The organism is Algoriphagus marinus (assembly GCF_001936475.1).
Taxonomy (GTDB): Bacteria; Bacteroidota; Bacteroidia; order Cytophagales; family Cyclobacteriaceae; genus Algoriphagus; species Algoriphagus marinus.
In genome coordinates, this window is record NZ_MSPQ01000006.1 from 279,758 (window position 1) to 294,307 (window position 14,550).

General features: G+C 38.5%; 10 protein-coding genes. 9 read left to right on the forward strand and 1 reads right to left on the reverse strand.

From position 1 onward, the window contains the following. The first annotated feature begins 2 nt into the window (after positions 1-2). The 3 genes from rnc to BVC88_RS11680 are packed head-to-tail and all read left to right on the forward strand — an operon-like array spanning position 3 to position 3,728. Entirely contained in the window at positions 3-743 is a 741-nt protein-coding gene (gene rnc / locus BVC88_RS11670; RefSeq protein WP_075350859.1) for a ribonuclease III, read from the forward strand. 32 nt (positions 744-775) lie between these two features. Beyond that, positions 776-2,614: an NAD(+) synthase gene (nadE, locus tag BVC88_RS11675; RefSeq protein WP_075350860.1), complete on the forward strand. Its 1,839-nt coding sequence runs from the start codon at positions 776-778 to the stop codon at positions 2,612-2,614. A 10-nt stretch (positions 2,615-2,624) separates the two neighbouring features. After that, positions 2,625-3,728 (forward strand): prolipoprotein diacylglyceryl transferase, encoded by a 1,104-nt coding sequence (locus BVC88_RS11680; RefSeq protein ID WP_075350861.1) that lies wholly within the window; start codon positions 2,625-2,627, stop codon positions 3,726-3,728. Here BVC88_RS11680 and yidD read toward each other — a convergent pair. Continuing rightward, entirely contained in the window at positions 3,725-3,949 is a 225-nt protein-coding gene (yidD, locus tag BVC88_RS11685) for a membrane protein insertion efficiency factor YidD (RefSeq protein ID WP_075350862.1), read from the reverse strand. The genes BVC88_RS11680 and yidD overlap by 4 nt on opposite strands. A gap of 63 nt (positions 3,950-4,012) precedes the next feature. Here yidD and BVC88_RS11690 point away from each other — a divergent pair, with 63 nt between their 5' ends. The 6 genes from BVC88_RS11690 (at position 4,013) to BVC88_RS11715 (ending at position 14,546) form a co-directional block, all read left to right on the forward strand. Next, on the forward strand, positions 4,013-5,464 hold the full coding sequence (locus BVC88_RS11690; protein WP_245803636.1) for a hypothetical protein: 1,452 nt from the start codon (positions 4,013-4,015) through the stop codon (positions 5,462-5,464). Positions 5,465-5,555: 91 nt separating this feature from the next. Continuing rightward, entirely contained in the window at positions 5,556-6,371 is an 816-nt protein-coding gene (locus tag BVC88_RS11695) for a PorV/PorQ family protein (protein WP_075350863.1), read from the forward strand. Next, the gene (locus BVC88_RS11700; RefSeq protein WP_075350864.1) at positions 6,371-8,479 is read left to right on the forward strand and encodes a ComEA family DNA-binding protein; all 2,109 of its coding nucleotides are present in this window, start codon (positions 6,371-6,373) and stop codon (positions 8,477-8,479) included. Before BVC88_RS11695 ends, BVC88_RS11700 begins: the two co-directional genes overlap by 1 nt. Before the next feature lie 64 nt (positions 8,480-8,543). Then, the gene (locus BVC88_RS11705) at positions 8,544-10,997 is read left to right on the forward strand and encodes a zinc-dependent metalloprotease (RefSeq protein WP_075350957.1); all 2,454 of its coding nucleotides are present in this window, start codon (positions 8,544-8,546) and stop codon (positions 10,995-10,997) included. Positions 10,998-11,113: 116 nt separating this feature from the next. Continuing rightward, positions 11,114-12,493, forward strand: coding sequence for a tetratricopeptide repeat-containing protein (locus BVC88_RS11710; protein WP_075350865.1), 1,380 nt, complete (start codon positions 11,114-11,116; stop codon positions 12,491-12,493). Between the two features lie 22 nt (positions 12,494-12,515). Next, positions 12,516-14,546: a M3 family metallopeptidase gene (locus tag BVC88_RS11715; protein WP_075350958.1), complete on the forward strand. Its 2,031-nt coding sequence runs from the start codon at positions 12,516-12,518 to the stop codon at positions 14,544-14,546. Positions 14,547-14,550: the final 4 nt, after the last annotated feature.

Sequence of the window (14,550 nt, forward strand, 5' to 3'; positions counted from 1 at the left end):
TTTTGAAATTGTTTCAAAGACTTGGAATACAGTTTTTTTTCCTAAACGAAAAAGACAAAAGGCTTGCTTCTTTCATCAAAGTGATGATCGGAAGCAGGCCTTTTAATTTATCGCTATACAAATTATCCCTGACTCCCTCAGGACTTAGCGAAGAAACAACCAAAGGATTTAGAATATCCAACGAACGGCTGGAATTTTTAGGAGATGCTATTCTCGGTTCGGTGGTAGCAGAATATCTTTTTTTGAAATACCCATACAGGGACGAAGGGTTTCTGACTGAAACACGATCCAAACTTGTCAACCGAGAAAATCTAAATCATACCGGTATTAAAATCGGATTAAAAAAGATTTTGGACATGGAGATCGGTGACCGGAATTTTACTGGGAACAAGTCCCTTTTTGGTGATATTTTGGAGGCATTCATCGGCGCTGTCTATTTGGATAAAGGATACAAATTCACGAAATCATTTATTCTGAATCGAATCTTACTTCATATGGATTTGGATGATATGATAGCCACTACCACCAACTACAAAAGCAAGATCATCGAATGGTCTCAAAAAGTCAATAAACAGATTGAATACAAAGTGGTTGCCATAAATGGAAACCAGCGCTTCAAAGAATTTATCGTGGCCCTTCATGTAGAAAATGAATCAATAGCTCAAGGGAAAGGGCCCACCAAGAAGAAAGCAGAGCAAGAAGCCTCAAAAAATGCTTGCGAAATCCTCAAAATTGCAACTTAAGCGAGTAAATTTACAGAATACATATCTTACGAATGCCCTCTATAAAAATTGCCGCTGCTACACTTAATCAGACTCCACTAGATTGGAAAGGGAATCTGGATCGAATCAAAAAAGGGATAGAAAAAGCTAAGAATGAACAAGTTGAAATCCTTTGCTTTCCGGAGCTTTCTATCACAGGCTATGGAAGTGAAGATCTTTTTTTAAGCTATTGGTATCCACGTAAAGCATTAACGCAGCTAGCACAGCTCATTCCTTACTGTACAGACATAACTGTAGCAGTGGGTTTGCCTGTTCGGATTCAAGACAAAGTTTATAATACAGTTGCCATAATAGAAAATGCGAAACTTAAAGGATTCGTAGCAAAGCAGTTTATGGCAATTGATGGAGTTCATTACGAGTTTCGATGGTTTACACCTTGGATGGCAAACGAGCAAATTCAATTGGAATTTGAAGGAGAAAAATATCCATTTGGGGATTTGACTTTTCATCACAAAGGGATCCATTATGGATTTGAAATCTGTGAAGATGCCTGGCGGGGAGACATTCGCCCTGGATATAGGCTTTGCGATCGGAAAGTAGATTTAATCTATAATCCAAGTGCAAGTCATTTTGCGATGGGGAAAAGTACTTTGAGAGAGGAACTAGTTACTCAAAGTTCAAAGACTTTTGATTGCTACTATTGTTATGTGAATCTCCTTGGAAATGAGGCTGGAAAAATGATTTTTGATGGCGAAATCATGCTTGCTAAGTCTGGTGATTTAATTGCTAAAAATGGTCTTTTATCATATCAAGACGTCCAAGTAAAATCTTTTTTCCTTTCTTCAGAAAAGCAAGAAATCACCCCGATACTTTCTAAAGAGGAAGAATTTGTACAAGCTGCATCTCTTGGGCTTTTTGATTATTTAAGGAAAAGCCGATCAAAGGGCTTTGTACTTTCGTTATCTGGCGGCGCAGATTCTTCGACCATTGCCATTTTAGTATCTGAAATGGTGAAAAGAGGAATAAAGGAATTAGGTTTAGAATCATTTATTCAAAAAACAGGGATTTCGATTTCGTTAAAAGGCGATAATCCTGAGAAAGAGATTGTAGGGGAAATATTGACTACAGCCTACCAAGGCACTTCAAATTCCTCAAACGAGACTTTTCAAAGTGCTGAAAAACTTGCAGAAAGTATAGGTGCAAAATTCTACAATTGGACAATCGACGAAGAGATTAACTCCTACACTAGAAAGATTGAGAAGGCAATTGGTCGGAAATTAACTTGGGAGACCGACGATATTACGCTACAGAATATCCAAGCCCGAACTCGATCCCCAATCATCTGGATGCTCGCAAATATTAATAATGCCCTTTTACTTTCTACTTCAAACAGAAGCGAGGGTGATGTTGGCTATACCACCATGGATGGAGATACTAGTGGAAGCATTTCTCCGATCGCAGCTGTAGATAAATTCTTCATCCTGAACTGGCTTACTTGGGCAGAAAAAAATCTAGACCAGCCTGGGCTTAAGTGGGTAAACGCCCTTCAACCTAGTGCAGAACTACGGCCTTTGGAACGATCACAAACGGATGAAAAAGATCTTATGCCTTATTCAGTTATAGTAGAAATCGAAAAATTAGCCATTAAAGATCGAAGATCACCACAAGATGTGTATTTGATTTTAAATGACGAACTCGATCTGGATCCAACAGTACTGAAGGGTTATATCAAAAAATTCTTCCAACTTTGGTCCCGAAACCAATGGAAAAGAGAACGATTTGCACCTTCTTTCCACCTAGATGAGTTTAGTGTGGACCCTAAAACGTGGTACAGATTCCCAATCCTCTCAGGAGGATATAAAGAAGAACTCGAACAATTAGAACAACTCTAATCACCAAATTATGCTTGAATCTATTCTAAGTTACGTAGTGTGGGATCCAAACCCGGCAGTTTTTCCAGGTTTTGAACGACTACGATGGTATAGTTTGTGTTTTGCTTTGGGCTTTATTATCTCACAGCAATTCATGGTTTATTTTTTTCGTAAAGAAGGTCAAGATGAAAACCTAGTCGATAAACTGACCATTTATATGGTTTTAGCGACTATCATAGGCGCTAGACTTGGTCACGTTCTATTTTATGAGCCAGAGAAATACCTCAGCAATCCAATCGATATTCTGAAAGTTTGGGAAGGTGGCTTGGCCAGTCACGGAGCTGCAATAGCAATTTTAATAGCACTTTGGATCTATGCAAAAAAGACTCCTGGACAAAGCTACTTATGGGTAGTAGATCGAATCGTGATTGTCACCGCAATGACTGGTGCACTCATTCGATTCGGAAATTTGATGAATTCGGAAATAGGCGGAAAGGAGACATTAACGGACAATGGCTTCGTATATGCTTGGCATATTGAAGAATTACTTCAATCTTTAAAAGTTCCTGTGGAATCAATCGAAGCCTACAAACCATCTGATCGTCAAGGAGAATTGCAAGGGAATGGAATAGTCCCTATGAACATTGATATAGAAATCAATAAAGGTCCTTATGACCTAGCTGATCTCGAGAATACGCTAAGAAGAGACATTAAATACGCACTGACTCAGTTTAATTCGTCCAAAAATTATTATGCAGAACAAGTAGAAACACCGCTCGATTTGACAATAGTAGATCAAGGAGATCGCTATTTGGCGACGGTAAAGACCTTTGGCAAAGCTAAACATCCCACCCAGATTTATGAATCGGTTTCATATTTCATCATTTTCTTGATCTTATTAGCCATTTGGAATCATTACCGCGAGAGAACACCAGAGGGATTACTCCTTGGGCTTTTCTTGATTAGTGTATTTGGAATGCGATTTGTTTGGGAGTTTTTCAAAGAAAATCAAGTTGACTTTGAAGAATCAATGGCTTTCAACATGGGCCAACTTCTAAGTGTTCCTCTTGTGGTTGGGGGTATTATTTTGGTAATACTTGCCTTAAAAAAGGGACCTAAACCATTGAAAAATTAAGGGACAGGATCATGGCCATGTCCACCCCAAGGATTGCAACTAATAATACGCTTGATTCCCAGCCAGCCTCCTTTGAAAACTCCGTGTTTCAAAATGGCCTCTTTGGTATATTGGCTGCAAGTGGGAGTATATCTACAACTTGCAGGAAAAAGTGGAGAAATAGTGTATTGATATACCAAAACTGGAAATATTGCTATCTTTCGAACGATGGTCTTAAACATGATTTGATTTTAAATTAGAGGCAATCTATCATTCAACCAAAAATACTTCATTCCGATTCCATCTTGCTATCTAAGCGACTACATATCACCTTCTTTTTTTCTGCCATCATTTTGATTTTCGGAATAACAGTTCCGCTTCCTAGTTTGGCGCAAAATGATACTTCACTGGCACCTTCTCTTGAACGCAAAGTAAGGGTGAATAATATCTTTATTATAGGAAATGAAAAAACTAAAAAATCAATCATTTTACGAGAATTGGATTTTGTTACTGACTACTATTACGATTGGGATACACTTCTTGAAATTTTGGTCGCCGATCAGAAGAAAATTTATAATCTGAGACTATTTACCTCAGTAGAGATTACCCCACTTGTAATAGATGAAGAAGAAATCGAAGTCCTCATCACAGTAAAAGAGCGCTGGTATCTCCTTCCTCAATTGATATTCCAACTGGCAGACAGGAATTTTGCAGAATGGTGGACGAATCAAAACAGAGACTTCTCAAGGGTGAATTTTGGGCTTCGACTAAGTCATTCAAATGTCGCAGGCAGAAACGAAAAACTGAGGTTTTCGGGACAACTGGGTTTCACAAGAGCATTGGATATTCAATACAGTAAGCCATATATCGATAAAAAACAGAAACATGGTTTGGCATTTCAGTTGAATTTCAATGAGAATAAAACCATTCCAATAAAATCAGAATTTAACAGACAAGTATTCTATACCTCAGAAGATGAAAGGATACTGCGTAAAAACTTTGGAGCTGCTGTCAGATATACTTACCGTAGAAGTTTCTATAATTTCCATTTTTTTACACTAGGTTATACTAATACTTCTATAGATCCTGAAATATTGGTACAGAATCCCTCCTACTTTCAAAATGGAGAGACACAACTTCAGTATCTCTTTGGAACTTATATTTTCAGACATGATCGACGAGACAATGTAGCTTATGCCACGGATGGAGAATTACTTCAACTTTCGATTACCAAATACGGGATCTTTTTTGTTGAGGATTTGGATGAAGTAGAGGTAAGTATGACGGCCAATAAATACTTCAAATTTAATGACCGTTTCAATTTCAATACAGGGTTAACTGCAGACTGGTTTCTAAGTCAAAGTCAACCTTATACTTTGGTTCGCGGAATCGGATATTCCCCTGATTTCATTAGAGGTTATGAGTTGAATGTAGTCGAGGGACAGCAACTCTATGTTCATAAAAACAGTTTCCGCTGGAAAATCTTTGATAAGGAATATGATATTTCGAGATTTTCTAAACTGGAACAGTTTAGCACTATTCCAATCCGATTATATTGGAGTGCCAATTTTGACCATGGTTATGTCACTGATCGAAATAAAATCCCTGAGAATTCCAGATTGACAAACACCTATCTATTCGGTTATGGAATGGGTATAGATTTGGTTGGATTCTATGATTCAGTGCTCAGATTTGAATATTCTCTTAACAATAGCGGCGAGGGTAATTTCTTTTTCAATTTCAAGACTCCTTTCTAATCCTTTTTTTGAATTCTTTTTTCTGGAAAAATCTGGATTTAGTTGAAAATTAAATTTTTTAACTAAATTCAACATCAAATTTTTTCCAACTATGAAGCATTCAATTTTTCTAAGCTTCCTTTTCCTGCTTTCGGCAAGTGCTTTTGCCCAAACAGACCCCTTAACTCAAGTCCACGGAGCTCAAAATCAAAGTCTTGGAAATATCCGAGTTTTTGGTTCCACTGCTTGGAGCTACTTCAATAATCCGGGCGTTCTTGCCAAGTTAGAAACTGACCAAATTGTCGTCGGATATGATCATCGATTTGGTCTTAATGAACTCAATACATATGATTTAGCTGCCTCACTCCGAAGTAATTTCGGCACTTTCGGGTTTGGAGTTACTCGATTTGGAGGAAAACTATTCAATCAACAATCTCTGGGAATTGCGTTTGCAAATCAATTAGGAATAGTAAGTTTTGGAGGTAAAATAGAGTGGTTCCAAACACAAATCGAAGGGTTTGGATCTGGAAATAGTTTGATTTTCAGTTTAGGAGGAATCGCAGAATTAGACCCAAAACTGAGTTTAGGCGCGACTATTGGAAACCTAACAAGGGGAAAGTTGGGTAAAAACAGTGATCAAAGACTTCCAACAGGAATAAGTCTTGGTTTGGCTTATAACCCAATTGATCAACTTCAATTTTTTGCAGAAGTAGAAAAGGATATACAAATCTCAGCAGTTTACAAATTCGGATTAGACTATCAATTAAAGGAATGGATTGCCCTTCGAACCGGAATAAATTCCAATCCTGCTAAAATCTTTTTTGGTTTAGGCCTCAAGCATGAAAGATTTGGGATCGACTTTGGCTATGGTCAAAACAATCCTTTGGGAAGTACTTCTCATCTAAGCTTATCTTATTCTTGGGACTGATGGGGCGCATTCGAGAAATAGCATTTGTCGCAGTGATAAGTATAATCTATGCTGAAGCAAAAGCTCAAGTACCTCCAAAGGTTGCAATTGATCAAGAGCAACTAATTGAACGACTCTTTCCTGTACAAGATGAAGATATTGATTACGAGGCCATTTATGAGGTCCTCTTTCAGCTTTATTCGAATCCGATTGATATTAATAAGGCAGATTCAGAGATCCTTCAAGCCAGTTACCTTTTGAGTCCCGAACAGATCAGCAACTTAATTAGCTATCGGAATGATTTTGGGGAATTTATTTCGCTGTACGAACTTCAGGCAGTTCCTGGTTTTGACTCCAACACCATTGATCAAATCATTCCTTTCTTAACTCTAGGAAATGAAAGTTCAAATAAAACTCAATCGTTTTGGAAGAGAGTAAAAATGGAGGAACAAGCTTATTTTTTATTTCGCCATCGGAGAGTTTGGGAAACCCGAAGCGGATTTACTCCTGCTGATACCAGCTCAACAGGAAGAATTTCTTCAAGATATTTGGGGGATCCAAATGACCTCTACTTTCGGTTTCGAATTCAACATGCAAGAGATTTCAGTTTGGGTCTGACCTTAGACAAAGATGCTGGCGAGCAGTTTACCTGGGATAGGAAAAGTGCCAGATATGGGTTCAATTTTCTTTCCTTTCATTTTACCAGATACAACATGGGAAGGTGGAAAGCAGTAAGCTTAGGAGACTTTCAGGTTTCATTTGGCCAAGGGCTAGTTTTTGGAGCAGGATATTCACTTGGGAAAGGAGCAGAAACAGTCCCTACAATTCGGAGAAGTAGTGTAGGAATCACCCCTTACACGGCAGCTTTAGAATTCGGTTTTTTTAGAGGAGTCGGGGCAACTTACCGTTATAAAAACTGGCAAAGTACAATTATTGCCTCTTACGCTTCTCGAGATGGTCGAATCGGTGCAGCTCTCGACACATTGGAAAACACGACCGAGTTTATTTCTTCCTTTAATCAAAGTGGACTTCATCGCACTCCAAGCGAACTGGCAACTAAAAATCAATTTAAGGAATTGAACTTTGGCACCAACTTACAATACAGCAACATGAATGGGAAGTTTCATTCAGGCGTAAACTATTTGCTAACTAACTTTGATCAACCTTGGCAGAGAAGCTTGACGCCCTATAATCAATACGAATTTAGAGGAAAAACCAATTCCATCAGAAGCCTTTATGCAAGCTATAATTGGAAGAATTTTTTCCTGTTTGGAGAGTCTGCAACCTCTCAATCAGGAGGAAATGGAACCGTATTAGGTTTCATCTCAAGTTTAAGTAAGCAGGTAGATTTTTCATTTTTATGGAGAAAATACGATCGGGATTTCCATAGCTTCTATGGAAATGCATTCGCAGAGGGCACACGACCAATTAACGAAAGAGGGGTTTATTTAGGGTTACAAATCAAACCAACTTTAAAATGGAAGATCAATTCCTATTATGATTTTTTCAAATTTCCCTGGCTTAGATATCGAATCTATGCCCCATCAAGTGGATATGAATGGCTCAATCGAATCACTTACCAACCAAATCGGAATTTGATCGCCTTTTTTCAAATCAGAAAAGAACAAAAAGAAAGAAATATTCCAGACTCTGGGGAACCAGCTTTGAACTACCGCATACAGACTATCCAAAAAACGAATGGCCTTTTGAGTCTTGAATATCAAATCAGCAAAGACCTATTTATCCGATCTAGAATTCTCTTTAGCAAGGTAGAATTCAATAGTAAGGTCACTTCAGGGTTTATGATTTTACAGGATGTTCAATACAGCTTTGGGGCTTTTAGAGTGACGGGGAGAGTTGGGCTTTTTGATGCCGAAGAGTATGAAAACAGGTTATATACCTTTGAGAATAATGTCCTATGGACTTTCTCAGTCCCGGCTTATTTTGGTCAGGGAATGCGGTATTACCTAGTCGGACAATATCAATTTAACAGTCAGCTAACTGGGTATCTTAGATTTGCCAGAACCAGTTATACAGATCGTGAAGAAATCAGTTCGGGTCTTCAAAAGATTTCAAAACCATATCAGACTGAAAGCACATTTTTGATACGATACCTATTACATCGCTAAATTTCCATCAATGGTAGGTTTTCGACTCTGTTTTTTTCTAATTTCGAAACAAACCGAAAAATCCATGAAAAGAATACTACAGACCACGCTATTGCTTCTTTTTAGCCTTAATCTTGCTTTGGCACAAAACCTTGATCTGAGCAAAATGAGCATGAAAGATGGCTTTGTGCCTTTTTATCTTGACGAAGAAAAAGGGAAGATTTACTTACAGATCGATGATCTGGAAAAAGAATTTCTCTATGTCAATTCGCTTACAGCAGGCATAGGTTCCAATGATATTGGATTGGATCGAGGCCAACTTGGTGACACCCGAATAGTTGAATTCCGCAAAACCGGAAATAAAATTTTTCTGGTACACAAGAACTATGATTTCAGAGCCTATTCCTCTAATCCAGCTGAAGTTCAATCAGTTAAAGATGCATTTGCAGAATCAATCATTTGGGGATTTGAGGTAGCTCAAAAAGATGGCAACTCTCTAATTGTAGATGCAACAAACTTTTATCTTCAAGATGCTCATGATGTAGCAGGGAGATTAGGACAAAGCAGACAAGGGACATTCAAAGTGGATAATAGTCGCTCTGGACTCTACTATCCTATGACAAAAAACTTCCCTCAAAACACTGAGGTTGAAGCCACAATTACACTCACAGGAAACGCTACTGGAGCCTATCTACGATCTGTCACTCCTACCCCAGATGCTGTTACAGTTCGTCAGAGACATTCATTTATCGAGCTTCCTGATGATCAGTATCAGCCAAGGGAATTTGATCCTAGAGGAGGATTTGGAAGTATTTCATTTATGGACTTCACTTCCCCAATTTCCGAGTCTATCGTGAAGCGATACATTGCAAGACATCGGTTGATAAAGAAAAATCCGAATGCTGCCGTATCTGAAGTTGTCGAGCCAATTGTATACTACCTTGATCGCGGAACGCCTGAGCCTGTAGCTTCGGCTTTGATCGAAGGAGGAAACTGGTGGAATCAAGCTTATGAAGCAGCTGGATTCAAAGATGCTTTTCGTGTCGAGATTGCACCGGAAGGCATGGATCTCATGGACGTGAGATACAACGTAATTCAATGGGTTCATCGATCTACCAGAGGCTGGTCTTATGGTGCAAGCGTTAGAGATCCGAGAACTGGCGAAATTCTAAAAGGACACGTTTCTTTGGGATCCTTGAGAGTAAGACAAGATTATCTTATTGCGCAAGGATTGATCCAGCCTTACGAAAATGGAGATACTCCTGACCCTAAAATGTTGGAGCTAGCAGTAGCCAGATTGAAGCAACTTTCTGCTCACGAAATTGGTCACACCATAGGATTAGCACATAGCTATGCTACTTCAGCAGAGGGTCGTTCTTCTGTGATGGATTACCCTTATCCAGTTATTACAGGCAATGCCAAAGGTGAGTTAGATTTAAGCAATGCCTATGATGATAAAATTGGAGAGTGGGACAAATGGGCTATTACCTACGGTTATGGATATCCGGCTCAAGGTCAATCAGAATCTGATTTCTTAGAGAAAACCTTGGAAGCAACTTATGCTGCAGGATATGAATTCATCACGGATTCAGATTCCAGAAACCCAAGTGGCGTGCATCCAAGATCACATTTATGGGATAATGGTGCATCTGCACCTGTTGAACTTAAGCGAATGCTTAGTCTGAGAGAAAATAAAATGAAAAGTTTTGGTTTGAATGCGATTCGTAATGGAGAGCCGGAAGCGATGCTTGAAGAAGTATTTGTCCCACTTTACCTGATGCATCGATATCAAGTCGAAGCTACCTCAAAATTGATTGGGGGAATGGACTACACTTACAAAATCAAGGGAGACAACCAACCAGAACATAAATGGATCAGTGCAGCCGATCAAAAATCAGCGTTGGATGCATTACTATTAACTATACAACCAAATATGTTGGAGGTTCCGCCTCATATATTGGCATTAATTCCTCCACGGCCATTTGGATATGGTAAAACAAGAGAGACTTTTGTATCGCGGACAGGACCAGTATTCGACCCTATTGCTCCGGCTGAAAGTGTGGTGGACTTAACCTTTGGACTATTATTCGATGGAGGTAGAGCTACTCGTTTATACCTACAAAACCTACAAAACCCTTCGCTCCCAAGCCTAAATTCTGTTTTAGACGACGTGACAAGAAAAATCTTCAGTTATACGGTACCTGAAGGAATGGCAGGTGAAATCAAATTCATGACTGAATCGAAACTGATTGATCATATGATTTTGCTTGCGGATAATCCAGAAGTGTCTAATTCAGTAAGAGCAATAACCAGAGGATATTTGAAAACTCTAAAAGAGACCGGATTTGTTGATAATACGGTTGGTTTAAAAAGCAGGGGTAGCAATAACTCAGTACTTGGAATGCACTCCAGATATCTCGCCGATAAAATTCAAGCCTATTTGGATCTGCCAGTCAAACTCACTCCTCAAGAATCTCTAAAAGTACCTGACGGAGCTCCTATTGGAATGGAAGATATGAGTTGTGACTTTGATTTCTAAAGTCATTTCGTAATCTGATAAGTAAAAAAGCTGACAGCAATGTCAGCTTTTATTTTTTAATACATTGAATGCGAGAAGGATAAAGATTATATTGATTTTTTAAATCTTATATTTTTATGACAGATACTAAAAAGCGATGTTTTGTAGTCATGGGCTTTGGAACCAAGACAGACTATGTAAATGGCAGAAAACTTGATCTAAACAAATCTTATAGACTTTTGATTAAACCCGTAGTAGAAGCTAAAGGATTGGAATGTGTTCGGGCTGACGAAATCACACATTCCGGGTCAATAGATGTTCAAATGTACAAGGAGCTGCTCCAGGCAGATTTAGTGATTGCAGATTTGTCTACAGCAAATCCAAATGCGATCTATGAGCTGGGAGTCAGACATGCCTTGAGACCTTTTACTACCATTGTGATATCTGAGGATAAATTAATTTATCCTTTTGACTTAAACCATATTTTGATCACCAGCTATAAGCATCTTGGAGATGCAATAGATTATGAAGAAGTGGAGCGTTTCCGAGGAGCTTTAGGAAAGTTAATTGACACTGTAATCCCAAAAGAGGAACCAGATAGTCCGGTTTATACCTATTTGAATTCATTGATTCCACCACAAATTCAGGAGGAAATAGACCAGGTAATAAATGAAATTTCAAAAACAGATGCTGTCCCGAATCCAGATAAAGGAAAGGCGCTATCGCTGATAATACAAGAAGCAGAAGATGCCATTGAAAATAAGGACTTCCTCATTGCAAAGACACTTTTCCAAACCGCAGTACAACTTTCAAGTTTGAATCAAGGACAAAAAGATCTGTATTTGATTCATCGTCTTGCTTTTACTACCTACAAGGCGGCTCTTCCGGATTTGGTGACCTCGCTTTATGAATCACTTAAACTACTTGAATCCATCAATCTAGCTCATACTAATGACCCTGAAACTGTTTCCTCAGCAGGAGCAATTGAAAAAAAACTCTTTGAATGCGGGGAAGGAGTAAGTCATTTGGAGAATTCGATTCTTTATTTTCAACGAAGCTATTACCTACTCAACAATAGATACAATGGAGTAAATCTAGCTTTGACTCTGGTTTATCGAGCTACTACAAGTTTGTCTCCCACAGAACATGAAAAAGTTGCGGATCTAATATTCGCCCAGCGAACTTGGAAAAGAGTACTTTATCTCTGCGAGAGAGATCTTCCAATAATTTTAGAAAAAGAAGCTATTGATAAGAGCAGAATTGATAATGGAACCAAGGAAGGAAAAGAACTTCAAGAGTATTATGATGCTCAAAAATTTTGGATTGCAGTCAATCAAGCCGAATCATCATTCGGGTTAGGCGATTTCAAGGCCTATCAAACACATTTAGAAAATGCAAAAAACATCCCCCACTACGCTTGGATGTGGGATAGCTTCTCGGATCAATTAGCTAAATTAGAGTCCAAAATGAAAACGGTTGGACACTTACTTGATCCAGCTTGGAAAAAACCAGAATAACTTAAAATCAGAATATTTAATGATGAACCCTTTATTGGTCAGATTTGACAATCCATTTGATACTGCCCCTTTCGATAAAATTGAATCCTTACACTTTTTACCAGCAATAAAAGAAGCCATCAAGTTGGCAAAAGAGGACATCGAAAAAATCAAAAAGAATCCGATTCCCACATTTTCAAATACGATCGAAGCACTTGATCAGTCCGGCAAACTTCTAGGTAGAATCACCTCAATTTTTTTTAATCTGAATTCCGCTGAAACCAATGATGAAATACAAAAACTCGCTAGAGAGATTTCACCACTTCTGACTGCTCACTCCAACGATATCCTACTGGATCAAGATCTTTTCCAGCGGATTTCTAGGGTTTTTGAACAAAAAGACAAACTAAATCTCAATCCTGAAGAAACTACGCTATTAGAAAAAACATATAAATCTTTTGCTCGAAATGGGGCAAAACTGAGTCCTGACCAAGCTTCTAAACTTCGGAAGATCGATCAGGAACTAGCTCAGGCAAGCCTTAAATTCGGCGAAAATGTTTTGGCAGAAACAAACAAGTTTATTCATTTCGAAGATGAGAAATCAGCTATAGAAGGTCTTCCTGAAGGTGTTCAGGAAGCTGCAGCGCAACTTGCCGAAGAAAAAGGACAAGCTGGTAAATGGGCTTTTTCATTGGACTATCCTAGCTATATTCCAGCAATGACTTATGCTAAAAACAGAGAATTGCGAAAAACTTTGTTTATGGCTTCGAGTACCAAATGTGCCAAAGGTGATGAATTGGATAATCAAGAGGTCATCAAAGAGATTCTTAAATTGAGATTTGAACGTGCGACTTTACTGGGATACAAGAGTCACTCAGACTTTATCTTGGAAGAACGGATGGCTAAAAGTCCAACTCAAGTAATGGAATTTCTTGAATCACTTTTAGAAAAAGCTAAACCAAAGGCAATCCAAGAGATCAAAGAACTGGAAGAATTTGCCAAGAAAATCGATGGGATCGAAAAAATTGAAAAATGGGATTTTGCCTATTACTCAGAGTTACTCAAAAAAGAAAAATATGCTCTGGATGATGAGCTACTCCGCCCCTATTTCCAATTAGAGAAAGTGATCAATGGAGTTTTTCAAACCGCTGAAAAGTTATTTGGAATCACTTTCAGTCCCGACACTAACATTCCCACCTATCATAAGGATGTTACAGCCTACGAGGTCAAAGATCGCGATGGGAAGCATCTTGCAGTGTTTTATGCTGATTTTTTCCCGAGAGCGGGTAAGCGAAATGGAGCTTGGATGACTAGCTACAAAGGTCAAAGTGGAATTGAAAGACCACATGTATCAATTGTCTGCAATTTCACTAAGCCTACTAAGTCCAAACCAAGTCTTTTAACCTTCAATGAGGTTACGACACTTTTCCATGAGTTTGGACATGCTCTTCATGGTCTATTGGCCGACGGTACTTATGAATCATTGTCAGGCACTAGTGTTTTTTGGGATTTTGTAGAGCTTCCTTCTCAGATTTTCGAAAACTGGTGCTATGAAAAAGAGTGTCTAGATCTCTTTGCCTCTCATTTTCAAACTGGAGAAAAAATTCCTGAAGAATTGATTGAGAAAATAAAAAAGGCCTCAAATTTCCAACAAGGGTATCAAACTTTACGACAGTTAAGCCTTGCACTCTTGGATATGGCCTATCATAGCCAGGACCCAAAATCCATTACTAGTATCTTTGATTTTGAAAAAGATATTATGAAGCGAACTGACCTGCTGCCAAAAGTTTCTGGAACATTGATGAGTACTTCATTTTCTCATATTTTCCAAGGTGGTTATGCTTCGGGGTATTACAGCTATAAGTGGGCTGAGGTTTTGGATGCAGATGCATTTGAGTTATTTCAGGAAAAGGGAGTTTTTGATGCAGAGACTGCAAAATCATTCCAAGAGCATATTTTATCGGCTGGAGGAAGAGAACATCCGGAGGTTTTATATAAAAGATTTAGAGGAAGAGCCCCTAAGCAAGATGCTTTGTTGAAAAGATCAGGGTTAGTATCAGAAAATCTAAACTAATTAT

What these genes read in the sequence shown, in the direction of transcription:
- BVC88_RS11705 (WP_075350957.1), top strand. Translation starts at nt 8,544, where the DNA reads ATGAAAAGAATACTACAGACCACGCTATTGCTTCTTTTTAGCCTTAAT.
- BVC88_RS11700 (WP_075350864.1), top strand. Translation starts at nt 6,371, where the DNA reads ATGGGGCGCATTCGAGAAATAGCATTTGTCGCAGTGATAAGTATAATC.
- BVC88_RS11710 (WP_075350865.1), top strand. Translation starts at nt 11,114, where the DNA reads ATGACAGATACTAAAAAGCGATGTTTTGTAGTCATGGGCTTTGGAACC.
- BVC88_RS11715 (WP_075350958.1), top strand. Translation starts at nt 12,516, where the DNA reads ATGAACCCTTTATTGGTCAGATTTGACAATCCATTTGATACTGCCCCT.
- BVC88_RS11695 (WP_075350863.1), top strand. Translation starts at nt 5,556, where the DNA reads ATGAAGCATTCAATTTTTCTAAGCTTCCTTTTCCTGCTTTCGGCAAGT.
- BVC88_RS11680 (WP_075350861.1), top strand. Translation starts at nt 2,625, where the DNA reads ATGCTTGAATCTATTCTAAGTTACGTAGTGTGGGATCCAAACCCGGCA.
- nadE (WP_075350860.1), top strand. Translation starts at nt 776, where the DNA reads ATGCCCTCTATAAAAATTGCCGCTGCTACACTTAATCAGACTCCACTA.
- yidD (WP_075350862.1), bottom strand. Translation starts at nt 3,949, where the DNA reads ATGTTTAAGACCATCGTTCGAAAGATAGCAATATTTCCAGTTTTGGTA.